Genomic DNA, 24,033 nt, shown 5'->3' with positions numbered 1-24,033 from the left:
CAATTCACCACGGACTACCAAAGGCTGCGGTAATGAACGAACGCGTCACATAGGAGAGCCGCGCCGAAGATCGCGAAGAGTATGCGGACCGAAGTCGGGCCGTGTGTGGTGATAATGCGAACAATGTTTCGATACATCCGTCGCGCGCCGGTCGTGCGCCGCATCGCGAGGGCGAGTATCACCAACGGCGGCAGCAATGCGAGCGCGCAATAGGCGACCACGATCAGCGGCCACAACGTCGGTAGCGGATTTCGCGCGGAGATCATCGCGAGTCCGGCGAGATACGGGACCGCCGTCGGCGCCTGTGCGATACCGATAGCCACGCCGATGCCGGCGAGCATCCATGGTCGGCGTCGCAATGTGTTCGCGCGCCGCGGCGCCGCCGTTCCGGTCATCCGAATGCTCGCGAGAACGATCAGCACCACTCCGGCGGCCAGCTCGCCCCAGTACCGCACCGCCGGAGTGATCCGGAAGTCGATCAGCTCGGTCACGAAACCGATCCCCAGGATCGTGCAGATCCCGAAGGCGGTGGTGACGGCGAAGACGCCCGCCAGCAGGCTCAGACCGCCCACCAGCGGCGAGCGGCGGCTCAACCTGCTGTCGTAGACCACCGCCGTGGTGACGCCGATCAGCAGCAGGTCGAGCGAGTCGAGGAAGGCGAACCCCGCGAGCGCGAGGAGAAGGGTCGACATGGCCGCGCCAGCCTACCCGCGGCCCGCGAACCGGCCACACACCCAGTTGCGAACCACCCTGCACGACTGTGGGATTCGACACACCAAGTCGAACGCCGCGCACGGAAACCGCGTCGCGCGAGACGACGACCAATCCCCTTGATAGGGGAAGAGCCCCGAAACGGTTCAACCACCGGACACGGGTCGACATGGGTCGACCACACGACACCGGCGAACTGGGTTGACCACGGTATCCGGAGGGCAGGGACTGACCGGCAAACACCGGCAAACATGGAATCAACCCGAACCGACACCCACCGAACGCAACCACAATCCTGGGGGTCCGGGGGCGCAGCCCGCCGGGCGGGGCGTGGGGGTTGCACCCCCAGAAAACATGACGAAACGAGACCGGCTCATGCTCTCCATGAGCATGAGCCGGTACGAGTGAAGTGGCCAGGGCCGGGATCGAACCGGCGACCTTCCGCTTTTCAGGCGGACGCTCGTACCAACTGAGCTACCTGGCCGCAGGCACCCGAAGTGAATGCCATACGCGAAACGCCGGATATCTCCGGCGCTTACTTGCGACCCTGACGGGACTCGAACCCGCGACCTCCGCCGTGACAGGGCGGCGCGCTAACCAACTGCGCCACAGGGCCATGCTGTGCTACCAACGATCCGAAGATCGTACCCCCTACGGGATTCGAACCCGCGCTACCGCCTTGAAAGGGCGGCGTCCTAGGCCGCTAGACGAAGGGGGCTCGTCCCGGATTTCTCCGGACCGGCTTTCAACGGCTGTCCGTTGGGAGCTGGGATAGCTTATGACAGACCCGACTCGAATCCCAAACCGGCTGGTCAGAGGCTCAAACCGAGCTCCTCCAAGCGAGCCTGCGCACGCCAGCCGTCGCTGCGGAACTTCTCCAGCCATTCCCCGGTCGCCATCGCCTCGACCACGACCTCGAGCGCCTCCTCGAACCGCGCCCGCAGATCGACCTGGCCGCCGAGCAGGTCCACCATGTACCGCTGACCGGCCAGCGCGGCGGCGAGTGTGCGCGTGAACCGGTCGGGATCGGCGTTCGCGCGCAGCTGCCCGTGGTCGATGGCCCGGACGGTGAGCACCCTGGTCGTGCGGCCCAGGATGCGACCGCCGCCCGCCTGCACGTCACGGTAGAAGTCCGGTTCGATGATCAGGCGGTACTCGGCCTGCACGATGATGTCGTGCTCCAGCCGTAGCGCGATCTCGTCGACCACTCCGTGCAGGATGTCCAGCGGGCTGAGATCCGTTCGGGCCAGCCAGCGCTCGGCGGAGGCGCGGTAGCGTTCCACCGCGGTCTCCAGCACCGCGCGTGCCAGATCTTCCTTCGAGTCGAAATGGAAGTACATGGCGCCCTTGGTGGCGCGCGACCCTTCCAGTATGCGGTTGAGCGATGCAGCGGCATAGCCGCTCTTCCCGAACTCAACGGCGGCGGACCTGATAATCGCCGCCCGTGTCCGGCGGGCCCGCTCTTGCTGCCGTGCCATGCTCGAAACGCCTCCGAAGCCTACTCGCCGCCAATCAGCCACCCCCAAAGGAACGGACCCTCGGCGCGAATTCATTAGTTTTATCGATACTTCAAACCCGGTTTTCGAGCGAATTCAAACTTTCGGTACGAAAACTCGGGAAATACCTGAAACACACCAGCTGGTATAGTTTGCCTGCCCGGGTGCGCCGCAGGGGGTGCGCATCCGGGCATTTCTTCGTCTCGAACGTGCCTCCTCCTGCGGCATCGAGTTCCGCCGAGCCGTGGCCGGCCGGACCGACCGCGACCCCTCCGGACACAGCAACGACAATCCGAATTCCGCGGCGCCGACCGAGTCGGCGATTCTTTCGGAATTCACCAAGGCGTCACCGTACCCGGAATCCCGATCCGACACGCGGCAAACTGACGAGTCGAGTAGCCATCCGATTCCGCTTTCTGTTACGGCAAATCTTCGGCAACCCATCCGGCTCGTCCGGCGGGGGTATGAATTCACCAGCGGCCCAGCATCGTTCACCCGAGCCGATCGGCAGGCCGGACAGCCGGCCGCCGCCCACACCTCGCCCGCCAACCCATCCCACGGGCCTCCCCCAGCTCGGGCCGTTCACCCCCTGCAAATCCAAACTCATTGCCAGCCAACATGATTGAATGATATCCAGATCGGGCTTAGATGAACAAAGCTGGGTACCAAATGTTTACCGCCTGCATCGCCCCCTGCGCGCACCGTGTTACCTTCCCCCACGCCGCCACGCGACGCACCCGGGCCGCCACGCCGACAGCACCCATCCATCCCGCCCCCCGACACGAACTCCCCCGATTGGGGCATCGGCCCCCACGCGCACTACACTGTTCCTCCGCGCGCCCCTATAGCTCAGTTGGTAGAGCTACGGACTTTTAATCCGCAGGTCGTAGGTTCGAGCCCTACTGGGGGCACACGCGTCGGGCGCCCGGGTCACTCCGGGCGCCCGATCTGTTTCTCCCGAGTTCCCGAGCGTGGCCATACCGGCGTGAACGCCGCCGGACAAGCTGTCGGCGCTCCGTTTCATTGCGATCAGGCTGAGCGAAGGTGGATATAGAAGCCTGCCGCGATGTGGGCGTGCTGGGACCGACAGATTCCGGGCCGACTGGCTACAACAGAGACATAGGCCCGAATGGGGCGGAGCACCACATGGACACCGGTCGGATTGTGAGGAAGGGAACAAAACGCTCGCGAGGTCAGCAGGTGCCGATCGAGGACATCGCGGCTCTTCGCGAGCACGCGCGGCTCGGGTCTACGCGGTCGGTCGAATCAGGCGGGGCGGGAAGTCGACGCTTGCACGGCGGGCTTCGGAGGTTCGTCGCGCGCAGTTGATGCACACGAATGATTCGCGTCGTGGGACAACTAATCGGGTGGCGGCCGCCGCTGGAACACCAATTGCTCACGCCGCATCTGCACGACCGTCCGGGACGGTGCCGGCGTTATGACTGGTATCGAGAAACTGGGCCGAGTGGCACGAGAGGTCGCGCCGGGCGTCGTCGGATCGGAGGTTGTCGTCGGCGTGCTCGGCGGTGCGCCCCCGCAAACGGACCCCATATCGCCGTCGCGATCTCCCCCGTGGCCCGGTCCGAGCGGCCGCCCGAACCACCGTCGCCCGGTCACATCGGCGAGTCGCCGGACGAAACTCATCAGCGTGGCTCGAGCTCGGCGGTCCGACACGCTCGAGCGCAGGTCGATCGCCGCATGACAGCCCGCGACCGGGGATTGTGTAGCCGAGCACGTCTGCTAACGCTTCGCGCCCCGCGTCGATAGTCCCCTCGCCACGGGTAGAACCCATACACTCGGGTAGATCACCGAACGGCGAAGGTGTCGTATGAGGTGGATCACCAGGGCATCGATCGTCTAACGGATGCGTTTCGCATCACACCTACGGTGCCGTAAGGTATGGCCGCATCGGTATCGGTCTACCTTGGGATGACCTGCACGACCGGAAGCACACACTGAAGGGTTCATACATGGCAAGGGATCTGACTCAACTCGAGCTTCTGACGGAGTTGGAGCCGGTTGCCGAAGAAAACGTCAACCGGCACCTCTCCATGGCAAAGGAATGGCATCCGCACGACTACGTCCCGTGGGACGACGGCCGCAATTTCGCGGCACTCGGCGGGGTGGATTGGGACCCGGAGCAGTCTCGGCTCAATGAGGTCGCGAAGGCGGCCATGATCACGAACCTGCTCACCGAGGACAATCTGCCCTCCTACCACCGGGAAATCGCCGAGAACTTCTCCCAGGACGGCGCATGGGGCACCTGGGTGGGCCGCTGGACCGCCGAGGAGAACCGCCACGGCATCGTCATGCGCGACTACCTGGTCGTCACCCGCGGCGTCGACCCGGTCGCCCTCGAAGAGGCCCGCATGGTCCACATGACCAACGGCTTCGCCTCCCCTGCCGAAGCCGATGCCGGGTTCCTGCATTCCGTCGCGTACGTCACCTTCCAGGAACTCGCCACCCGGGTCAGCCACCGCAACACCGGCAAGGTCTGTGACGACCCGATCGCCGACCGCATGCTGCAGCGCGTCGCCGCCGACGAGAACCTGCACATGATCTTCTACCGCAACATGTGCGGCGCCGCCCTCGACCTGGCTCCCGATCAGGCCATCGAGGCGATCACCCTGATCCTGGAGAACTTCCAGATGCCCGGCGCGGGCATGCCCAACTTCCGCCGCAACGGCGTGCTGATGGCCAAGCACGGCATCTACGACCTGCGCCAGCACCTGGAAGAGGTCGTCCAGCCGGTGCTGAAGAAGTGGAACGTCTTCGAGCGCACCGACTTCACCGCCCGTGGCGAAGCGGTCCGTGAGCGACTCGGCCTGTTCCTGGACAAGCTGGCCAAGGACGTCATCAAGTTCGAGGATCAGCGCGACCGGATGCTCGCTCGCGAAGCCGCCAAGCGCGACCGCCAGATGGCGGGCAGCTCCGTAGGCTGACCGCTGCGGCGAGAGCACACCGCCGCCGTCCGGGTCACTGGGCGGCGGCGCGGTATGAACGGACCGGTGTAGCGACCCCATGGCGACATGCCTGCTGGGCAAACGACCCGCTCCGGCCGACTCACGTGCGGAAATGAGACACTGGTCGGCGTGACGATGACTACCGAGGCGACGGCCGAGCTGCGGATCGGGCCGTATCCGGTCGATCCGCCGGTCGTGCTCGCGCCGATGGCGGGCATCACGAACCTGGCGTTCCGCAAGTTGTGCCGGGAATTCGGCAGCCCGACCTCGATCTACGTCTGCGAGATGATCACCGCGCGCGCGGTGGTCGAACGCAACGAGAAGACGCTGCACATGATGGCCTTCGACGCCGACGAGCATCCGCGCTCGATGCAGCTCTACGGCGTGGACCCGGCCACCCTCGGCGAAGCGGTGCGCATCATCGTCGGCGAGGGCTGGGCCGACCACATCGATCTGAACCTCGGCTGCCCCGTACCCAAGGTCACCCGCCTCGGCGGCGGCGCCGCCCTGCCGTACAAGCGGACCCTGTTCCGGCGCATCGTGCGCGCCATGGTCAGCGCGGCGGAGCCGGCGGGAGTCCCGGTCACCGTGAAGTTCCGCATCGGCATCGATGACGACCATCTCACCTATCTGGACGCGGGACGCATCGCGGAAGCCGAAGGCGCGCGTGCCGTCGCGTTGCACGCGCGCACGGCCGCGCAGCGTTACTCCGGCCAGGCCGACTGGACCGCGATCGCCCGGCTGAAGGAGACCGTCACCTCGATCCCGGTCCTGGGCAACGGCGACATCTTCTCCGCCGACGACGCGGTCCGCATGATGGACGAGACCGGCTGCGACGGCGTCGTCGTCGGTCGCGGCTGCCTGGGCAGGCCGTGGCTGTTCGCCGAGCTGCAGGCGGCGCTGCGCGGCGAGCCGCTGCCCGCCGCTCCCGATCTGGGCCGGGTCGGCGCGGTGCTGTACCGGCACGGCGCGCTGCTGGCGGAGCATCTCGGCGAGGACAAGGCCATGCGTGATCTGCGCAAGCACATGGCCTGGTATCTGATGGGCTTCCCGGTGGGCGCGGACCTGCGACGCTCGTTCGCCACGGTGGGTAGCCTCGCTCAGCTGGAAGACCTTGTCGAACAGCTCGATCCGACCGCGCCCTTCCCGAAGGACGCGGAGGGCCCGCGCGGCCGTCAGGGCTCACCGGGCAAGGTGGCGCTGCCGCACGGGTGGCTCGACGACCCGGACGATCCCGCGGTACCGCAGGCCGCCGATGTGATGCACAGCGGCGGGTGATCGGGCAACCGCATAGCGAACGAGAGCGCCAAACACTGCTGTGACCTGTTCGATTTCGCCGTGGGGTGGCCCGCTGTGGCGGAATCGTTATCATTGCGGGATCGGTGCCGCCGGTCCGGTTCGACCGAGGCGGAAAGCAAGACGAAAAGCGAGGTTCGTTGGTGGGTGACGATCGGCACGGGCGTTCGCCACGGCCCGGAGGTCGCGCCCCGTGGGAGCGGTATCCCGCGGAGGATTACCCGGAAGAAGACGCCACACGCACGTCTCGCCGTTCTCGCCATACCGACGCCACTCCCGACCAGGGTTCCGCCCCCCTGACGGTCCAGGATCTCGTCCAGCGGGTCGACAACGAACGCAGCGGTCGGCGAAGCCGCCGCGCCGAACCCCCGCCACCGGACCCGGCCGCCGCGCCGAACCGAGGACGCCGCGCCGAACCCGCCCCGCCTGACCCGGCCGCCGCGCCGAACCGAGGACGCCGTGCCGAGCCCGCGCCACCAGGTGCGGGCACCCCGCCGAACCGGACGCGCCGCCCCGAGCCGCTACCTCCGCAGGCAGGCCCACCACCACAACGGGGCAACCGCGCCGAGCCGCGGCAGGAAGCTCCCCGGCGCCCCGCCGACCCGGCCGCGAACCGCGCCCCGGAGCCCGCGAACGGCCGTGGCGCCGCGGCAGGTCCCCGGCGCGCACCCGAGGCCCCGCCGACCCGCCAGACGGGCAGCTCGCCGGTGGTCCAGGACATCACAGGCGCCACACCGGCCGCCCGCCCCGCGAGCCGCCGCACCGCCGAGCGCCCGGTAGCCGCCGCGCCTGTCGCGCGTCCCGAGCCGGAGCAGGCCGAAGAGGTCACCGACGTCCTTCCTCCGCTCGAAGAGCAGACGCGCGCCAAGCGCAAGGGGGTGGGCTGGCCGACCAAAGAAGGCAAAGACGCCAAGCCGAAGACCGTCGGCACGCCCGCGCAGACCCGACTGCAAGCCTCCCGGGAGCGCCGCAACAAGCGGCTGCGAGCCACCGGACGGGCCGGGATGACCGTGTGCGCCGTCCTTGTTCTGCTGACCACCGGCGGCGGCTGGAGCTACCTGCGCTCGACCAGCGACAGTTTCACCCAGGTCTCGGCCCTCGACGAGAACTCCGAGGACATCGTCGATTCCAATGCCCAGCTCGGCGACGAGAATTACCTGCTCGTCGGCACCGACACCCGCGCAGGCGCGAACGGCAAGCTCGGCGCGGGCACGCTGGACGACGCCGAGGGCGCCCGCGCCGACACCACCATGCTCGTCCACATCCCGAAGGACCGGAGTCGGGTCGTCGTAGTCTCCTTCCCGCGCGACCTGGACGTGACCAGGCCGCAGTGCTACGGGTGGGACAACGAGAAGAACGGCTACACCGACGAGAAGTTCCCGTCTGCCATCGGCGACAAGCTCAACGCCGTCTACAACCTCGGCGGCCCGATGTGCCTCGTCTCCACAATCCAGCGGCTCACCGGCGCGTCGATCAATCACTTCATCGGCATCGACTTCGCCGGTTTCGAGTCCATGGTCGACACCATCGATGGCGTCGAGGTCTGCGCGGCCAAGCCGCTCGTCGACGATGTGCTCGGCACCATCCTCGAGCACCCGGGCAAGCAGCGCGTCGACGGCGAAACCGCGCTGAAGTACGTGCGCGCCAGGCATGTCTACGGTGAGGAGCGCAGCGACTACGACCGCATCAACCGACAGCAACGCTTCCTCGCTTCGCTGCTGCGCGGCGCGCTGTCCAGCAAGGTGCTGTTCAATCCGGGCAAGCTGAACGACTTCATCCGCGCGTTCCGCGAGCACACCTGGGTCAACAAGGTCGAACCGAACGACCTACTGATGCTGGGACGTTCACTGCAGAAGATCGATGCCGGCGCGGTTACCTTCATCACCGTCCCGACCGCGGGCACCACCTCCTACGGCAACGAGATCCCCCGGGAATCCGACATCAAGGCGATCTTCAAGGCGATCCGCGACGATCAGCCGCTGCCGGGCGAGAAGCCGACCGTCCATCACGACGCACCCGCTCCCACCCAGGCCGCCCCGACACCGACGAAGTACACGGCGGTGGATCCCTCCACCGTCTCGCTGCTGGTGTCCAACGGCTCCGGAATCGAGGGGCTGGCGCGCACGGCCGCCGCCAAGCTCGACTACCAGGGCTTCACGATCTACAACACCGCCAATTACGCCAACGGCACCTCCACGACGACGAAGGTCCGCTACGCCGCGGGCCTGGAAGCCGAGGCCGCGACCGTGGCCACGGCGATCCCCGGCGCGACCATCGAGGCCGCCGACGATCTCGGTGGCATCGTCGAGGTGGTCATCGGAGCCGACTCGACGAGCGGCGTCACCGTGAAGGCGCCGACGCCGGTCGGTGACCAGATCACCAACATCGCGACGAGCACCTCGACGGACACCACGCCGACCGTACTGCCCTCGGACCTGGAACACGTCAACGCGGCCGACGAGATCTGCAAGTAACGCGGGGCCGCGCCTCCGGAAGCGCCGCGGCGGACGGTGCGATTCAAATCACATTTCGCTGTGCTGTTGCCGTCGTGTGGAGCGACCCGGGCGGAGGACCGGCTGCGGACACGGCCAGCGGCAACCGCCGCGCTAATGATGCACACCGGTCATTCACTCGGCGTTCGTGACTTGGTCAGCGCGGCGAACTAGTGTCAGCTTTCATGCGTGTCATCTACAACGAGCAAATGGCCGAACTCGCCCACCTGCTGGGTGAGATGGCCGGCCTCGCCGGCTCGGCCATGGAGCGGGCTACCCAGTCGCTGCTCCAAGCGGACCTCGCCCTGGCGGAGCAGGTGATCAGTGAGTCCGACCGGATCGCCGAGCTGATCCAGGACGCCGAGGAGAAGGCCTTCGCTTTGCTCGCGCTGCAGGCGCCGGTGGCCGGCGATTTGCGGCAGGTGGTGAGCACCATCCAGATCGTCGGCGACGTGAACCGGATGGGAGCGCTCGCACTGCACGTGGCCAAGGTCGCCCGCAGGCGCCATCCGAACCACGCGCTACCCGAGGCCGTCAACGGTTACTTCGCCGAAATGGGTCGCATCGCGGTGAACATGGGCGCCGGCGCACGGGAGGTGCTCGAGACCCGCGACCCCGACCGTGCCGCACAGCTGAACGAGGACGACGAGGCGATGGACGATCTGCACCGCCACCTCTTCACGCTGCTCATGGACCGGGATTGGAAGTACGGCGTGGCCGCCGCGGTCGACGTCACGCTGCTCGGCCGCTACTACGAGCGCTTCGCCGACCACGCCGTCGAGATCGGCCGCCGGGTCATCTTCCTGGTGACCGGCGTGCTCCCTCCTGACCCGGATGCCGAGGCGTAGCCGAAAGGGTTGCTGGGCTTGACGTTTCGCGGGCGGCAAATGATAGATTGGGCCGCACGGGGCGGGATTGCTCTGGTATAGCGTTACGCCGGAGGGGATCCGGTATGAAGGGGGGCGTTATGAACGTCGATCCAGCAGAACTGCGCGCATTAGCGGCGTCGATGGACAAAATCGGCGGCGATATCGGCGCTTTGACGGTGCGCGCCACCACAGACGCGCTCGGTGGCGTCCTGCCGGGTTCGGCGCTGAGCGAAGTGTGCTCGACGGCAGGTACGAACGTCGAAGACGCTTGGCAGCGAATGGCCATGCGCTGCAAACGAGTCTCGAACATCGCGAAGGGCGGCGCCACGAATTACGAGGTGTCCGATCAAGAGTTTCGCGACGGACTCGACGCGATGGGCGCACACCTGTGAGGACCACGAACGCGACGCCGACCCTGAGCCAGGTGCGGTCGGAATGGCAGCCGTGGAAATTGAGCGAAGCCGGGACGGAAATACGCACCCGCAATGGTGAATTCGTCACGCTGATCGATGAGACGGTGTCGCAGATCCGAGCCGCCGGTGCACATTGGAGCGGCGACGCCTATTACGCGGCTTACGACCGGATAGCCGGCGATCGCGACGCGGCGAACAAGGTCGCGCTCGATACCGAGGAACTCGCGCAGACGTTGATCGACAGCGGGACCAGCCTGGTAGGTTTCCGCCAGGCGTTGCTGGACAAGGTCGACCAGGCCGTAGCGGCCGGATTCACCGTCTCGGAGGACTGGCAGGTCACTCCGGGGCCGGGTGGCTCGGACGAGGACGGCGAAGCGCAGTACACGCATCAGACCGCCATCACCACCGCCCTGAACGAACTGATCGGCACCCAATCGGACATCGCCGCCAAGATCGAACAGGCCGGCGGAGACGTCCGTGCCCGCAGTGAGCAACTCGGCGACGGCGACCCGCTCGACAGCGGCCAGACGCCGGAGGGCGATCCGATCCTGGCGGTGTACAGCCAACCGTCCGACACCACCGACCAGCCCGCGGATCAATCCGAGCAGAACGATCAGGGTTCCCCGTCCACCACACCTGCGGGCACGCCGCAAGCCAGCCCGATCGCAAACCAGCAACCCGCGAGTCAAGACGGAGCCGATCAGTCCGGAAAACAGGACGGAGCCGATCAGTCGGGGAAGCAGGACGGCACCGATCAATCCGGAAAGCAGAAAGACGATAAGACCGACGACAGCGGTGACGGTGCGGACAAGAACAAGACGCAGTCACCCGCTTCCACCGGCGCGGCCAGCGACCCGAATTCGTGGAAGCCGTCGGATGTGACGAGTTTGATCACCGCGGTGGGCGGGATCACCGGAAATGTGCCCACGCTGATCGAATCCGTCAGCAAGCTCGACGACGATCTCGACGACATCATCAAGGCGGGTGGCGAGGCGAGCAAGGGTCTGATCGACTCCGCCGGTTCGGCGGCCGAGAAGTTCGCCAACGCGGCTGACACGGTGATCACCAGCGTCGACCGGGCGGCCGACGGCACATCCACGGACGCACCGGCTACCGGCGACCCGACCGAGTCGAAAACGCCGAAGTCCGACCCGGCGGGTACCGATCCCACGACGGGGCAGCCCGCTGCCACCGATCCGAACGCGAAAGCCACCGATCCGAAGGCGGATAATTCGGCGGCGGGCAATCCAGCGAGCACCGACGACAGCAAAACCGACAAATCGAAGACGGACAATCCGGCGAGCACCGATAACAGCAAAGCCGACAAACCGAACTCGCCGCAGTCCGCGGAATCCAAGGCGGACCAACCGGCGTCCGTCCGGCAGGCGAGCTACACCGGTACCGACTCCGGAAATCCGAGCAGTTCTCCCGCGCCCGCATCCAGTTCCCCGTCGACCGCTCCGGCGAGCACCGGTCTGCTCGGCGCACCGGGGGCGAGCAGGCAGTCGGACTCGGAGCACACGCGTCGGGTGCAAGCAACGCCGACTCCGCTTTTCGAAACTCCGCACGTCAACGATTAGCGGAGCCATATCCCGAAGCGCGGCGAAGGCCCTGGGCAGCGAATCGCTACCCAGGGCCTTCGTTTCGCTCAGCCGCTTGTGGAAAAGCGGTTGGCGCCGGGGTCAGCCGAAGCGGCCGGAGATGTAGTCCTCCGTCGCCTTCTGCGACGGGTTGGAGAAGATCTTCTCGGTGTCGTCGATCTCGATCAGCTTGCCCGGCTTGCCCTGGGCCTCCAGGTTGAAGAAACCGGTCTGATCACTCACCCGCGCGGCCTGCTGCATGTTGTGGGTGACGATGACGATGGTGAATTCCTTCTTCAGTTCGGTGATCAGGTCCTCGATCGCCAGGGTGGAGATCGGGTCCAGCGCCGAACAAGGCTCGTCCATCAGCAGCACGTCGGGCGACACGGCGATGGCACGCGCGATGCACAGACGCTGCTGCTGACCGCCGGAAAGGCCGCCGCCCGGCTTGTCCAGGCGGTCCTTCACCTCGTTCCACAGGTTGGCGCCGCGCAGCGAGCGCTCGGCGACCTCGTCGAGTTCCTTTCTGTTGCGCACGCCCTGCAGCTTCAGACCCGCGACCACGTTGTCCTTGATGGACATGGTGGGGAACGGGTTCGGCCGCTGGAACACCATGCCGATGGTGCGGCGCACGCCCACCGGGTCGACCTGGGTGCCGTAGATGTCCTCGCCGTCCAGCAGCACCGCGCCCTCGACCCTGGCGTTCGGGGTTACCTCGTGCATGCGGTTGAGCGAACGCAGCACGGTGGACTTGCCACAGCCCGAGGGACCGATGAAGGCGGTCACGCTGCGCGGCAGCACGGTCAGCGAGACATCGGACACGGCATGGAACTTGCCGTAGTAGATGTTCAGATCTTTGACGTCGATCCGCTTGGCCATTTTCGGTAATCCGTTCCGCTTCTATCGGTTCCGGGTGAGCAGGCGGTTGAGGACCGCAGCCGCCAGGTACAGGAAGGCGATGATGATGATGAGGGTCAAAGCCGCGCCCCAGACCCGCTCGCGTCCGGCAGCTTCGGGGTTGGCCAGCTCCTGGTAGATCAGCAGCGGCAGCGACGCCATATTGCCGTCGAAGATGTCCATGTTGATCGACTTGCTGTAGCCGACCAGCACCAGCACGGGAGCGGTCTCACCCATCACCCTGGCGATGGCCAGCAGGATGCCGCTGATCATGCCGGGCAGCGCGGTCGGCACGACGATCCGCAGGATGGTCTTCCACTTCGGGATGCCGAGCGCGTAGGACGCCTCACGCAGTTCGTCGGGCACCAGTTTGAGCATTTCCTCGGTGCTGCGGACGACCACCGGCAACATGAGCAACACCAAGGCCAGCGACACCGCGAACGAACTCTGCGGGAAGCCGAGCGTCGCGATCCACAGCGCGAAGATGAACAGCGCCGCGACGATCGACGGCACGCCCGCCAGGATGTCGACCATGAAGGTCGTGGTCTTGGCCAGCACGCCGCGGCCGTACTCGACCAGATACACCGCGGCCATGATGCCCAGCGGCACGGCGATCACCGTCGCGACCAGCGACTGCACGATGGTGCCGTAGATGGCGTGGTAGACGCCGCCCGCGACCTGATTGGGCAGCACGCCCTTGAGCGAGTTCTGCCACCAGGCCGCCCGGACCACGGCGCTGAAGCCCTTGGTGATCACCATGAGCAGCACCCAGGCCAGCGGCACGAGCGCGATGCCGAACGCCAGCCAGACCAAGCCGGTCGCGACGTTGTTGCGCACCTTGCGCGACAGGCTCACATCTCGGAAGGTGGGCGGCTTGATCGGCCGGTCCAGAGTCGAGGAGGTCATCACCCGTTCACCCTTCCGCCTGCGGCGAGTCGAGCCAGCGCATTCACGACGAAGGTCAGCGCGAACAGCACGAAGCCTGCCGCGATGTACGCGCCGGTCGGCAGCGGGTCACTGAACTCCGCCGCGGCCGAGGCGATTTTGGAGGCGAAGGTGTAGCCGCCGTCGAACACCGACCACTGTCCCGGCTGGGCGGCCGTCTTCAGCACGATGAGCACGGCGATCGTCTCGCCGAGCGCGCGTCCGAGACCGAGCATGGCGCCGGCGATCATGCCGCTGCGGCCGTACGGCAGCACCGTCATCCGCACGACTTCCCATTTCGTCGCGCCGAGCGCCTGCGCCGCCTCGATGTGCGCGCGAGGAGTGAGGTTGAACACCTCACGGCTGACCGACGTGATGATCGGCAGGATCATCACCGCGAGCACGACGCCCGCGGTGAAGATCGTGCCGCCGCTGGCCAGCGGGATGTTGCCGTCCGAGAACAGGAACAGCCATCCGAGGTTGTCGTTCAGGAAGTTCTGGATCGGCTCCAATTGCGGAGCCAGCACCAGGATTCCCCACAGACCGAACACGATCGAGGGCACCGCGGCGAGTAGATCGACGATCACCGAGAACGGCCGCGCCAGCGTCTTCGGCGCGTAGTGCGTCAGAAACAGCGCGATGCCGATGCCGATCGGAACGGCGAGCACCAGAGCGAAGATCGAACTCAGCACCGTCACCATGAACAGATCCCGGATGCCGAACATGAGGTTGTTGGCGTCCGAGGTGTTGAAGTCGGTACTGGTGAAGAAGTTCGCCTCGTTCGCCAGCACCGACGGCACCGCTCGGATCAGCAGGAACAGTGCGATCAGCGCGATGGCCGCGACGATGATCGCTCCCGCCGCCGTCGCCAGCGAACGGAAGATGATCTCCGCTCGCGGGCTGTGCGGGCGGCCGCTCTTGGCGGCCGGTTCGTTGCTCGGCTTGCTCGGCATGAGCGCAGTATCTCCGCCTGCTCGCTGGTCGGTCGAATCCGACTGATCAGCGGCGGCAACTTCGTCGTGCACGGTCATGTGGGGGCTGCTATCAGGAGATGGCGTTGATGGCGGTGGTCAGCTTGGTCTTGAACTGCTCCGGGATCGGGACGTACCCGGCCTCGTCCAAGCCCTGCTGGCCGTTGGTGACCGCCGAGGTGAGGAAGGCCTTCACCGCTGTGGCCGTGGCGGCGTCGGCGTACTTCGAGCACACGATCTCGTAGGTCGGCATGACGATCGGGTATGCCCCCGCCGCCGCAGGCTTGTAGAAGGAGGAGGTGTCGATCACCAGGTCGTTGCCCTGGCCGGAGATCTTCGCCGACTCGATCGCCTTACCCGCCGACTCGACGCTCAGCGTCACCGGGTCCTTGCTCGCCGAGGTGATGATGCGCGCGATCGACAGGTTCTGCGCCTTCGCGAAGGACCACTCGTTGTAGGTGATCGCGTTCTTGGTGCTCTTCACCGCGGCCGAGGTGCCCTCGTTGCCCTTCGAGCCCGCGCCGACGCCACCGTTGAATGCCTTGCCCGCGCCCTTGCCCCAGGCGCCGTCGGAGGCGGCGTCCAGGTAGAGCTGGAAGTTGTCCGTGGTGCCCGACTCGTCGCTGCGGAAGATCACCGCGATCGGCTCGGACGGCAGCTTGGCGTTCGGGTTCAGCGCCTTGATCTCGGGAGCGTCCCACGTGGTCACGGCGCCGTTGAAGATCTTGGCGGCGGTCGGGCCGTCCAGCGCGAGGTCGGTCACGCCGTCGATGTTGTAGGTGATCGCGACCGGACCGAACACGGTGGGCAGGTTCCACGCCGGCGAGGCGCAGCGGTCGGCGGCCTTCTTCGGCTCGTCCTTCTTCGAGCTCAGCGGCGAGTCGGAGCCGCCGAAATCGGTCTGGGCGCCGATGAATTCGCTCACACCGGCGCCCGAGCCGCTGGAGGTGTAGTTCAGGGTGGCGCCGTCGCAGTTCTTCTCGTACGCGGCGATGAAGCGCTCCATCGCGTTCTTCTGCGCCGAGGAGCCACTGGCCTTGAGGGCCTCCTTGCCGCCGCACGCCACGTCGACCTTGGCGACGTTGCCCGTGTCGGAAGAGGTGTTGTCGTCGCTGCCACAGGCGGCGAGCGTCATCGCGCCGACGGCCAGCACACCGACCAGGGCGCTACTGCGCTTGAAATTCACTTATTCCTCCGGAATCGCGTCCTACTCGTCCGGTCCCTCACCGGCCCGGACGGGTGTTGTGGTGCTGTTCGCGGGGAACTTGCGCACCAGGCAGCAGTGTGCTGCCCTCACACAACCTAAGGTCACGTGGTTGACAGTTGGACCGACCTGAGTGAACGGAGAGTGAACAGCCCGGCGCGATTGCACCTGGTAAATGTGACGTTTGCCCTAGTTTTACTCGGTGACACCCGGTCTGCCGCTTGCTATTCAACCTCGGCCGTGGCGTAGGCGACGTCGACGTGTGCGGGGGCGAAGCCGAGACGGGTATAAGTGCGCACCGCCGCTGCGTTGTCGGCCTCGGTGTAGAGCAACACCTCGGTCGATCCGCGATCCCGGAGGTGGCGCAGACCGGCCAGGGTGAGCAGACGACCGAGGCCACGCCCCTGCGCGACAGGGTCGATGCCGACCACGTAGACCTCACCCAGCGGCGGATCCTCCGCGTAATGCACTTTGGTCCAGTGAAATCCGAGCAGCCGGTCGGGGTGGGCGGTGTCGAACGCCAGGAACAGGCCCGCCGGGTCGAACCACGACTCGGCGCGGCGGACCTCGATGTCACGTTCGGTCCAGCCACCCTGTTCTGGATGCCAGGCGAAGGCCGCGCCGTTCACCCGTAACAATTCCGCGTCGTCGGCGGGACCGGCATAGGTGCGCACCGTGATGTCCTCCGGTACCGCCAATTCCGGTAGCTCAGGCGTTTCCAGCGACCTGCGCATCTGCCACAGTTCGCGCGCGGTCCGCAGCCCGAGCCGCGCAGCGACGGCTTTGGCCGCAGGCCGGTCACCGTGCGCCCAGACCCGCGCGCCAGGCCCGCCCGCGGCCAGGGCGGCGGTGACCAGATCGGTCCCGACGCCGTGGCCGCGGTGGGACGGGTCGACCGCCACCTCGGCCATCGCGGGGTGTTCGCCATGGGCCGGAACCAGATTCGCGTAACCGGCGATCGCGCCGTCGCGCCGCGCGAGCAGATGGCGTGCTCCGGCGCCGTCGGCCGCGGTCAGCGAGAGCACCGCTTGTTCGGAGACCGGGGCGACCCCGTCGGCCGCGGTGGCCCGCGCCAGCAGATCGGTGATCGCCTGCGCCGTGTCCGCGTCGGGTCGGTCGGTCCACTGTGTCGTCGCGCCGCTCATCGGCCTCCGTTCATCGAGCCGGCGGACCCCACAGGGCCCACTCCTGGCAACACCGCGGGGGCGTGCGGCATTTCGGCCGCGGCCGAGAACGATGCCCGCATTATCGGAATTCCGGCCGTCACTGGCGGGAAATCACTGTGCGGAGCCGTTGACCGGCGTGAGCGGGGAGTCGTCGGTGCCCTCGTTGTCGTCTTCCGGAAAGTTCACCGGCTCACCCTTGGCGGCCGTGCGTGACGGGCGCACGGCCTTGTAACCGACATTGCGCACGGTGCCGATCAGCGACTCGTACTCGCTGCCGAGCTTGGCGCGCAACCGCCGTACGTGCACGTCGACGGTGCGGGTGCCACCGAAGAAGTCGTAGCCCCACACCTCCTGCAGCAGCTGCGCGCGGGTGAACACCCGGCCCGCGTGCTGCGCGAGGTACTTCAGCAGCTCGAACTCCTTGTAGGTGAGGTCGAGCGGACGGCCGCGCAGCCGCGCCGTGTAGGTGCCCTCGTCGATCACCAGCTCACCGAGGGTGATCTTGCCGGTGTTCTCCGGGCTGGCCACGCCGCCGTTGCGCCCGACCAGCAGCCGCAACCTGGCGTCGAGCTCGGCGGGGCCGGTGCCGGGCAGCAGGATGTCGTCGAGTCCCCAGTCGGCGTTCACCGCGACCAGGCCCCCCTCGGTGAGCACCGCGACGACCGGCACGGAGGACCCTGTGCTGCCCAGCAGGCGGCACAGGCCGCGGGCGGCGGCCAGATCGGTCCGGGCGTCCACCAGGGCGACATCCGCGGTGCCTGCCTCGAGCAGTGAAGCCACCTCGGTGGGCGCGGGACGCACGTTGTGCGCCAGCAACGCCAGCGAGGGCAACACCGACTCGGGGTTGGGGTCGGAGGTAAGCAGGAGCAGCTCCACAGGCCCTCCTCCCATCTCGTAGCCACGCGGATACGGCAGCACCGCCGCGGCCGCGTCGCTAATCACAGGTAATCGGATGCAAGATTAGCGCGTAACAAGGCATGACCACGCATTCCGGGTCCGCGGCCGCACCCGCGGACACCCGGGAGCCCGGCTCGAGCCAACCGATATGGTGCCTACATGGGTTATGTATCGGGCAGGCCCGCCACCAGCCGGGCGCCCGGCGCGGCACCCGGACGTGCGCCGCGCGGCTCCCGACCGCCGCGGCCCGAGACCCGGAGAGACGGGGGAACATGCGCAAGCTGATCATCGGCCTGCTGTGTCTGGCGGGGTTCGCCGTCGTCGCCGACTTCAGCACCGCTGCCTATTCGGAGTACCGGGTGTCCCGTGCGCTGCGCGAAGGCGCCGATCTCACCGCCGATCCCGAGGTGACGATTCACGGTTTCCCGTTCTTCGGCCAGGCGTGGGACAGCCGCTACGACCACGTGGAGATCAGGGGGCGTGCCAAGCGCGCGGACATTCCCGGCGAGACCGCGCTGGAGGCGACGCTGACCGGGGTCCGGTTGCCGGTCGGCGAGCTGGTCGACGGCAGCCTGCGCGCCGTCCCCGTGGAGCGGGTGGACAGCAGGTTGCGCGTAGAGCCCACCGAACTGGGCCGGTTGTTCACCATTCCCGATCTGCAGGTGCATTCGCGGCCCGCGGACAAGTCCGACGGCACCGGCGGATCGGGCGGTTCCGGTATGACCACCACGGGCGCGCTGGTGCTCACCGGCACCCTGCCGGAGACCCCGGGCGCGCAGTACGGCGGTGAGAAGGTCAGTGTGCAAGCCGATCTGCTGCTCGACGGCGATCAGGTGAAGATCGTGGCGACCGGCTTCTATCGCGGGGGCCCGGGCACCGAGACCATGCCTGTGGCGGTGATCACCGAGGCCGATCGCCCCGCGGTGCTCGCCCGGTTCACCCGTACCATCGACACCAAGGAGTTGCCGTTCGGTGTCCGGCCCACCAAGGTCTCCGCCCAGGGCGGTCAGATCGTCGTGGAGGGCAAGGGCGTGAACGTCACGATCGACCTCGACCGATTGCAGCGACCATGATCCAGATCACCATCCTCGCAGTCGTACTGCTCGCCGCTTTGGCGGTGGGCGTCCTGCTGCGCAGGCACGACGGCAAAGTCCGCGCGGGCGCTGGCATCGACGTGTCCGAGTCGGCCCGCGCCGAACTGCTGGCGGCCGTCGGCGTGACCGGCGCCGGTCCCGCGGTGCTGCATTTCTCCGCCGAGTGGTGTGGGCCGTGCGCCGCGGTTCGCCGAGTGGTTGCCAATGTCACAGGGCAGCTCGCGGAATCACCGCAGCCGCCGCAGGACATCGAGGTGGACATCGATGCCGAGCCGGCGCTCGCACGGGAGTTGAACGTGCTCTCCCTGCCCACCACGTTCGTCTTCGACACCGCGGGCAGGGAACGGTTCCGGATCTCCGGCGTGCCGAAGGACTCGGATCTACACTCCGCGCTCGAGCCGCTCACCGCGGCGGCCTGAGCTGCGACGACAAGTCCCCTGGACGGATGTGATCCACCCCGGGTCCAATTCCCCCGCCGAATTGGGTAAACTGCTTGGCGTGCTTTCCAACCACGAGCTGATGCTCACCCGACGCCGCACAGTGGATCTGTGTCGGCTCGGTGGTTGTTGCTGCCTGTGCCGCTGATCGGTCGGCTTCCCCGGATTTCCTGACGCCGACCTCTGTCCGCCGCGCGAGTGATCTCACGATCCCCCGGCGAACTGGCAAATTTTCAGTCATCAGACTTATTCAGCGCAGGAGTACGCACAATGTCCACCGAAATCCGCAATATTTCCGGAACCCTCCCCTCGTCCACCGACCAGGTCGATGTGCGCGGACCGCGCTTCGTCGCCTGGGTGACCACCGGCGTGCTCGTCCTGGTCTTGGTCGCCGCCGCGCTCTCGACGGTCGCCGCGGCGGTTCTGATCGCCTTGCAGGCGGTAGTCTTCGCGCTCGGTGCCGCCCTCGGTCCGCGCCGCCACCCGTACGGGCGGATCTACGCGGCCTTCGTCGCGCCGCGCCTCGCGCCGGCCAGTGAGACCGAGCCGACGGCTCCGCTGCGATTCGCGCAGCTGCTCGGTTTCGTCTTCGCGGCCGTCGGTCTGCTGGGCTTCGCGCTCGGCTCCACAGTCGTCGGCGCGGTATTCGCCGGCTTCGCCCTGTTCGCGGCGTTCCTGAACGCGGCGTTCGGGATCTGCCTGGGTTGCCGGATCTATCCGCTTGCAGCCCGCCTCCGCCGGAGCCCGTCACCGGCATCGAACTGACCCTGCACGTCATCTCTGAAAGGAAAACAATGGCTCGCTCCGATGTCCTGGTCTCCGTTGACTGGGCCGAAGAGAACCTCAACGCCCCCGGCGTCGTCTTCGTCGAGGTCGACGAGGACACCTCCGCCTACGACGGTGGCCACATCGAAGGTGCCGTCCGGCTCGACTGGAAGAAGGACCTGCAGGATCAGGTTCGTCGCGACTTCGTGAACCAGGAGCAGTTCTCCGATCTGCTCTCGGCTCGCGGCATCTCGAACGACGACGAGGTCATCCTGTACGGCGGCAACAACAACTGGTTCGCCGCGTACGCCTACTGGTACTTCAAGCTGTACGGTCACAACAACGTCAAGCTGCTCGACGGTGGCCGTAAGAAGTGGGAGCTGGACGGCCGTCCGCTGTCCACCGAGCCGGTGAACCGCCCCGCCACCCAGTACAAGGCCTCGGCGCCGGACCTGTCCATCCGCGCCTTCCGCGACGAGGTCATCGCGGCCATCGGCACGAAGAACCTGGTCGACGTGCGTTCGCCCGACGAGTTCACCGGCAAGATCCTGGCGCCTGCCCACCTGCCGCAGGAGCAGAGCCAGCGTCCGGGCCACATCCCCGGCGCCATCAACGTGCCGTGGAGCAAGGCCGCGAACGAGGACGGCACCTTCAGGTCCGACGCCGAGCTGACCGAGATCTACAAGGAAGCCGGCCTGGACGGCGAGAAGGAGACCATCGCGTACTGCCGGATCGGCGAGCGCTCCTCGCACACCTGGTTTGTGCTGCAGGAGCTGCTCGGCCACCAGAACGTCAAGAACTACGACGGGAGCTGGACCGAGTACGGCTCCCTCGTCGGCGCTCCGATCGAGTTGGGAGAGTAATCGACATGTGTGCAGCACCTACTCAGGGTCAGGCCATCCCGGCCGGAGTCGACGTGGAGAAGGAGACGGTCATCACCGGCCGTGTCCTGAGCACCGACGGCCAGCCGGTGGGCGGGGCTTTCGTGCGCCTGCTCGACGGCAATGGTGATTTCACCGCCGAGGTCGTCGCGTCGGGCACCGGTGACTTCCGGTTCTTCGCGGCTCCCGGCTCGTGGACCGTCCGGGCGCTGTCCTCGGCGGGCAACGGCTCCGCCGAGGTGCGCCCCGAAGGGGCGGGCATCCACTCGGTGGACGTCGCGGTCGCCAAGTAAGCCACCGCACTCAGGCCAACGGCCCCGGTCGCTCTCCGCTCCGCGGAAGCACCGGGGCCGTTTGCGTGCCGTCGCAAGCGGGTCGTTAGACTCCAAACGTGGTCCTCTTCTTCGAGATTCTGCTGGTGGCCGTGGCCGTGCTGATCGGCTGGTTCGGCCTCTACGTCTTCTACCGGCTGTTCACCGAGTCATGAGCGAACTCGCGAGCGAAGGTTTCAACCCGGCCGAGCGAGCGAGTGAACAACTGAACGGTAACGCTCCGGCCGACGCCGCCGGTCGCCGTAGCGGTGACCAGGCCGTAGCCGACGCTGCCGAACGGGCGAAATCGACCGGTGCCCGCAACATCCCGGTCCTGCCGGATCTTCCGCTGCCCGAGGACACCGCCAACCTGCGGCTCGGCCCGGATCTGAGCGCCTCGATGCTCGCGCTGCTCCCCCTGGTGGGCGTGTGGCGCGGCGAAGGCGAGGGCAACGATCCCGAGCGCGGCGACTACCGGTTCGGCCAGCAGATCGTCGTCTCGCACGACGGCGGCGACTATCTGGCCTGGGAGTCCCGGTCCTGGATTATCGATGCCGAGGGCGGCTACGGCGGCCCCGACCTGCGGGAGAGCGGCTTCTGGCGGGTCGGCATCGACGGCAACGACGAGGTCATCGAATTGCTGCTGGCGCACAGCGGCGGCATCGTGGAGCTGTTCTACGGGCAGGCGCTGACCCAGTCGTCCTGGGAACTGGCCACCGACGTGGTGATCCGCAGCCAGTCCGGCGTCGTCGTCGGCGGCGCCAAGCGCCTCTACGGCATCGTCGAAGGCGGCGACCTGGCCTACGTCGAGGAGCGCGTGGTAGCCGACGGACCCCTCGAACCCCGCCTCTCCGCCCGCCTGCAGCGCTACATCGGCTGAGCCGAGTGCCCTTCATCGCCTAACCCGGCGAGACCTGCCCCGTCCGCTCGCAAGCACATGGGTAACTCACCGGGTACGGCGAAAAAAAGCCGCACCGCCCTCATCGGCTGCTGACGCAACACCTGATCTCGCGAGCACATGGGTAACTCACCGGGTACGCCCAAAACTCACCCTCACCCCCAACGCAAGACCTGTGACCACCCCGAGCACCACCCCACTAGTACGGCCTGAATCTTCGGAGGGGCGGAACGGAACAGCCCCCGAGCCGTACCGGTGCTTCTTGCGTCGCACGGGTCCGGTCGGACAGACCGGGACTCGGGGGCCGGGTGACTGCCTGGAATTCGCTCAGCGCTCGCGCGGGCGAAATCCACCTGCAGCGGTGGCGCTAGCGGACAGCCACCTCACGTGTCCTATGAATAACCATTCTTCGAACCACCTCCTTCCTCGTGTACGAACGAATCTAGCGATGCATCAGTAACTCGGCAACGGAATTTCTCGGTGGGCGGAATCGGCGGGGCGGCGCGGTGGTCGGTCAACCGCGAAATCCGTTGTGACCTCCCCTGATGCGGCGATCCGGAGCACCGCGTCGGCCTGATGGTTTTCTGGCAGTTGATGCGTGACGACGAGCACGACACGATCGGGTGCGACGAGGCCGCTGCCGACGTCCAGCAGCTCGCGCAGCAGCCGCGCCCCGGCCTCGGCCTCCAGGTGCTCGGTCGGCTCGTCGAGCAGCAACACCCGCGCCGGTGATACGAGAGCGCGTGCGAGCAGGATCCGGCGACGCTGGCCGCCCGACACGGCGGCCGCTCCCCCGGCCAGGCCGGTGTGCACTCCCTCCGGCAGCCCGTCCAGCCAGTCGCCGAGACCGACTGTCCGCAGCGCCTTCTCCGCCTCCTCCGCGGTCAGATCGCCGCGCGCGACCCGCAGATTCTCCAGCACGGAAGTGCCGAACAAGTGCGCGTCCTCGGCGAAGAAGGTGACGCCGGGGCGAGGCGCGTCGAACAACCCGGCCCACTTCATCAGCAGAGTCGTCTTGCCCGCGCCGCTGGGACCGACCACCGCGATCCGCCGACCCCGAGGTATTTCCGGCACACGCGCGTCGAATGGCCGGGCCGGGTCGGCCGGGCCGGGGATGTCATCGGACCGACGCGGGACGCCTTCACCGTCCACGCATTGGTCCGAAGCCTGCCGCGGCGCCACACCGCTGCCGGAGTGCGAGGTAGTTCCACCGGGCGCGGCGTGACCGGCCCGGCCGGCGGAAGAGACCGGGTCGGCCGCTCGGTCTTCCCCGGTCCGAGCGACCTCCTCCGCGTCCCTGCTGTGCGGGGGCCGAGTAGTCACTCGCGCCCAGGGGTCCGCCGACGTGCAGCCGGATTCGAACCCGTCCAGGCGATGCAGCGCCGCACGGGCGGTCGTCAGTGCTTGCGCCGCTGCCGCCAGTGGGCCGACCGCTTCGAAGGCCGACAGGGGCAGCAGAACCAGGATCACCAGGGCCATGGGTGTCATCGCGCCCGCCGTGCCGCCGTCGGGGCCGTAGAGGGTGATGCCGATCAGCAGGGCGCCGAGCACGGCGGCTCCGATCGACAGCGGTGTGGCGGCGGCCGACCACGCGCTGTGCGCGGCGGCTCGGTCCTCGGCCGCGACCGCCCGGCGGGAGGCTGCTCGGGCCGCGGCGAGGGCAGTGTCGAGCCGGCCCGCGACGCGCAGCTCGGCGGCGTGGTCGAGCACCGTGAGAGCCTGTGCGGTGAACTCCGCCCGGTCGGCGCGCACGGCGCGTTCCGCCTCG

Annotated in this window: 21 protein-coding genes and 4 tRNA genes; 13 read left to right on the top strand and 12 right to left on the bottom strand. The window is 67.4% G+C overall.

Features of this window, described 5'->3' with window-relative positions:
- Window positions 1–14: 14 nt before the first annotated feature.
- From ON19_RS03545 to ON19_RS03525, 5 genes are all read right to left on the bottom strand, one after another.
- Complete coding sequence (locus ON19_RS03545) at window positions 15–692, bottom strand: GAP family protein (RefSeq protein ID WP_043686654.1); 678 nt, start codon at window positions 690–692, stop codon at window positions 15–17.
- A 429-nt stretch (window positions 693–1,121) separates the two neighbouring features.
- Window positions 1,122–1,195 (bottom strand) — tRNA-Phe (locus ON19_RS03540).
- A 58-nt stretch (window positions 1,196–1,253) separates the two neighbouring features.
- Window positions 1,254–1,327, bottom strand: a tRNA-Asp gene (locus ON19_RS03535).
- 29 nt (window positions 1,328–1,356) lie between these two features.
- A tRNA-Glu gene (locus tag ON19_RS03530) sits at window positions 1,357–1,429 on the bottom strand.
- Window positions 1,430–1,523: 94 nt separating this feature from the next.
- Window positions 1,524–2,189 (bottom strand): TetR family transcriptional regulator, encoded by a 666-nt coding sequence (locus ON19_RS03525; protein ID WP_043686652.1) that lies wholly within the window; start codon window positions 2,187–2,189, stop codon window positions 1,524–1,526.
- An 856-nt stretch (window positions 2,190–3,045) separates the two neighbouring features.
- On the opposite strand from ON19_RS03525, the gene ON19_RS03520 reads away from it, so the two are divergent.
- The 7 genes from ON19_RS03520 (at window position 3,046) to ON19_RS03490 (ending at window position 11,820) form a co-directional block, all read left to right on the top strand.
- Window positions 3,046–3,118, top strand: a tRNA-Lys gene (locus ON19_RS03520).
- 1,059 nt (window positions 3,119–4,177) lie between these two features.
- Window positions 4,178–5,149, top strand: coding sequence for an acyl-ACP desaturase (locus ON19_RS03515; RefSeq protein ID WP_043686648.1), 972 nt, complete (start codon window positions 4,178–4,180; stop codon window positions 5,147–5,149).
- Window positions 5,150–5,305: 156 nt separating this feature from the next.
- Window positions 5,306–6,448, top strand: coding sequence for a tRNA dihydrouridine synthase DusB (gene dusB / locus ON19_RS03510; protein ID WP_043686644.1), 1,143 nt, complete (start codon window positions 5,306–5,308; stop codon window positions 6,446–6,448).
- 161 nt (window positions 6,449–6,609) lie between these two features.
- Window positions 6,610–8,940 carry an LCP family protein gene (locus ON19_RS03505; protein ID WP_043686746.1) on the top strand — a complete coding sequence of 777 codons (2,331 nt, stop codon included), beginning with the start codon at window positions 6,610–6,612 and terminating at the stop codon, window positions 8,938–8,940.
- Window positions 8,941–9,143: 203 nt separating this feature from the next.
- Complete coding sequence (gene phoU, locus ON19_RS03500; RefSeq protein WP_043686743.1) at window positions 9,144–9,806, top strand: phosphate signaling complex protein PhoU; 663 nt, start codon at window positions 9,144–9,146, stop codon at window positions 9,804–9,806.
- A 119-nt stretch (window positions 9,807–9,925) separates the two neighbouring features.
- Window positions 9,926–10,219: a hypothetical protein gene (locus ON19_RS03495; protein ID WP_043686638.1), complete on the top strand. Its 294-nt coding sequence runs from the start codon at window positions 9,926–9,928 to the stop codon at window positions 10,217–10,219.
- The gene (locus tag ON19_RS03490) at window positions 10,216–11,820 is read left to right on the top strand and encodes a hypothetical protein (RefSeq protein WP_043686636.1); all 1,605 of its coding nucleotides are present in this window, start codon (window positions 10,216–10,218) and stop codon (window positions 11,818–11,820) included. Before ON19_RS03495 ends, ON19_RS03490 begins: the two co-directional genes overlap by 4 nt.
- A 102-nt stretch (window positions 11,821–11,922) precedes the next feature.
- On the opposite strand, the gene pstB is transcribed toward ON19_RS03490, so the two are convergent.
- The 6 genes from pstB to ON19_RS03460 form a co-directional block, all read right to left on the bottom strand.
- Window positions 11,923–12,699: a phosphate ABC transporter ATP-binding protein PstB gene (pstB, locus tag ON19_RS03485; protein WP_043686633.1), complete on the bottom strand. Its 777-nt coding sequence runs from the start codon at window positions 12,697–12,699 to the stop codon at window positions 11,923–11,925.
- 21 nt (window positions 12,700–12,720) lie between these two features.
- The gene (gene pstA, locus ON19_RS03480) at window positions 12,721–13,623 is read right to left on the bottom strand and encodes a phosphate ABC transporter permease PstA (protein WP_043686628.1); all 903 of its coding nucleotides are present in this window, start codon (window positions 13,621–13,623) and stop codon (window positions 12,721–12,723) included.
- The gene (gene pstC, locus ON19_RS03475) at window positions 13,623–14,594 is read right to left on the bottom strand and encodes a phosphate ABC transporter permease subunit PstC (protein WP_043686624.1); all 972 of its coding nucleotides are present in this window, start codon (window positions 14,592–14,594) and stop codon (window positions 13,623–13,625) included. The genes pstA and pstC overlap by 1 nt, the downstream gene beginning before the upstream one ends.
- Window positions 14,595–14,685: 91 nt before the next feature.
- Complete coding sequence (gene pstS / locus ON19_RS03470; protein ID WP_043686621.1) at window positions 14,686–15,798, bottom strand: phosphate ABC transporter substrate-binding protein PstS; 1,113 nt, start codon at window positions 15,796–15,798, stop codon at window positions 14,686–14,688.
- Window positions 15,799–16,040: 242 nt separating this feature from the next.
- Entirely contained in the window at window positions 16,041–16,961 is a 921-nt protein-coding gene (gene mshD, locus ON19_RS03465) for a mycothiol synthase (RefSeq protein ID WP_043686618.1), read from the bottom strand.
- Window positions 16,962–17,093: 132 nt separating this feature from the next.
- On the bottom strand, window positions 17,094–17,858 hold the full coding sequence (locus tag ON19_RS03460) for a winged helix-turn-helix transcriptional regulator (RefSeq protein ID WP_043686740.1): 765 nt from the start codon (window positions 17,856–17,858) through the stop codon (window positions 17,094–17,096).
- A gap of 293 nt (window positions 17,859–18,151) precedes the next feature.
- Between ON19_RS03460 and ON19_RS03455 the strand changes: the two genes are divergently transcribed.
- The 6 genes from ON19_RS03455 to ON19_RS03425 all read left to right on the top strand — a co-directional run bounded on the left by ON19_RS03455 (window position 18,152) and on the right by ON19_RS03425 (window position 22,247).
- Window positions 18,152–18,952, top strand: a complete 801-nt coding sequence (locus ON19_RS03455) for an LmeA family phospholipid-binding protein (protein ID WP_043686615.1) — start codon at window positions 18,152–18,154, stop codon at window positions 18,950–18,952.
- A complete protein-coding gene (locus tag ON19_RS03450; RefSeq protein WP_043686611.1) occupies window positions 18,949–19,392 on the top strand; it encodes a thioredoxin family protein in 444 nt (147 codons plus the stop codon). The genes ON19_RS03455 and ON19_RS03450 overlap by 4 nt, the downstream gene beginning before the upstream one ends.
- A gap of 288 nt (window positions 19,393–19,680) precedes the next feature.
- Window positions 19,681–20,175, top strand: coding sequence for a DUF4395 domain-containing protein (locus ON19_RS03445; protein ID WP_043686607.1), 495 nt, complete (start codon window positions 19,681–19,683; stop codon window positions 20,173–20,175).
- A gap of 29 nt (window positions 20,176–20,204) precedes the next feature.
- Entirely contained in the window at window positions 20,205–21,038 is an 834-nt protein-coding gene (locus ON19_RS03440) for a sulfurtransferase (RefSeq protein WP_043686604.1), read from the top strand.
- A gap of 5 nt (window positions 21,039–21,043) precedes the next feature.
- Window positions 21,044–21,349, top strand: coding sequence for a DUF1416 domain-containing protein (locus tag ON19_RS03435; protein WP_043686601.1), 306 nt, complete (start codon window positions 21,044–21,046; stop codon window positions 21,347–21,349).
- A 190-nt stretch (window positions 21,350–21,539) separates the two neighbouring features.
- Window positions 21,540–22,247: a heme-binding beta-barrel domain-containing protein gene (locus tag ON19_RS03425; RefSeq protein ID WP_043686598.1), complete on the top strand. Its 708-nt coding sequence runs from the start codon at window positions 21,540–21,542 to the stop codon at window positions 22,245–22,247.
- Window positions 22,248–22,718: 471 nt separating this feature from the next.
- Here ON19_RS03425 and ON19_RS43555 read toward each other — a convergent pair.
- The coding region (locus ON19_RS43555) for an ATP-binding cassette domain-containing protein (RefSeq protein WP_043686595.1) at window positions 22,719–24,033 on the bottom strand (1,315 nt) is incomplete at its 5' end.

This window comes from Nocardia abscessus NBRC 100374, from assembly GCF_000308455.1.
GTDB lineage: Bacteria > Actinomycetota > Actinomycetes > Mycobacteriales > Mycobacteriaceae > Nocardia > Nocardia abscessus.
This window is presented reverse-complemented; position numbering and strand designations above follow the sequence as displayed.

Excerpts from the sequence above, each read along its gene's own strand:
- ON19_RS03545 (WP_043686654.1), bottom strand. The coding sequence starts at position 692 with ATGTCGACCCTTCTCCTCGCGCTCGCGGGGTTCGCCTTCCTCGACTCG.
- ON19_RS03525 (WP_043686652.1), bottom strand. The coding sequence starts at position 2,189 with ATGGCACGGCAGCAAGAGCGGGCCCGCCGGACACGGGCGGCGATTATC.
- ON19_RS03515 (WP_043686648.1), top strand. The coding sequence starts at position 4,178 with ATGGCAAGGGATCTGACTCAACTCGAGCTTCTGACGGAGTTGGAGCCG.
- dusB (WP_043686644.1), top strand. The coding sequence starts at position 5,306 with ATGACTACCGAGGCGACGGCCGAGCTGCGGATCGGGCCGTATCCGGTC.
- phoU (WP_043686743.1), top strand. The coding sequence starts at position 9,144 with ATGCGTGTCATCTACAACGAGCAAATGGCCGAACTCGCCCACCTGCTG.
- ON19_RS03495 (WP_043686638.1), top strand. The coding sequence starts at position 9,926 with ATGAACGTCGATCCAGCAGAACTGCGCGCATTAGCGGCGTCGATGGAC.
- pstB (WP_043686633.1), bottom strand. The coding sequence starts at position 12,699 with ATGGCCAAGCGGATCGACGTCAAAGATCTGAACATCTACTACGGCAAG.
- pstA (WP_043686628.1), bottom strand. The coding sequence starts at position 13,623 with ATGACCTCCTCGACTCTGGACCGGCCGATCAAGCCGCCCACCTTCCGA.
- pstC (WP_043686624.1), bottom strand. The coding sequence starts at position 14,594 with ATGCCGAGCAAGCCGAGCAACGAACCGGCCGCCAAGAGCGGCCGCCCG.
- mshD (WP_043686618.1), bottom strand. The coding sequence starts at position 16,961 with ATGAGCGGCGCGACGACACAGTGGACCGACCGACCCGACGCGGACACG.
- ON19_RS03455 (WP_043686615.1), top strand. The coding sequence starts at position 18,152 with ATGCGCAAGCTGATCATCGGCCTGCTGTGTCTGGCGGGGTTCGCCGTC.
- ON19_RS03450 (WP_043686611.1), top strand. The coding sequence starts at position 18,949 with ATGATCCAGATCACCATCCTCGCAGTCGTACTGCTCGCCGCTTTGGCG.
- ON19_RS03445 (WP_043686607.1), top strand. The coding sequence starts at position 19,681 with ATGTCCACCGAAATCCGCAATATTTCCGGAACCCTCCCCTCGTCCACC.
- ON19_RS03440 (WP_043686604.1), top strand. The coding sequence starts at position 20,205 with ATGGCTCGCTCCGATGTCCTGGTCTCCGTTGACTGGGCCGAAGAGAAC.
- ON19_RS03435 (WP_043686601.1), top strand. The coding sequence starts at position 21,044 with ATGTGTGCAGCACCTACTCAGGGTCAGGCCATCCCGGCCGGAGTCGAC.
- ON19_RS03425 (WP_043686598.1), top strand. The coding sequence starts at position 21,540 with ATGAGCGAACTCGCGAGCGAAGGTTTCAACCCGGCCGAGCGAGCGAGT.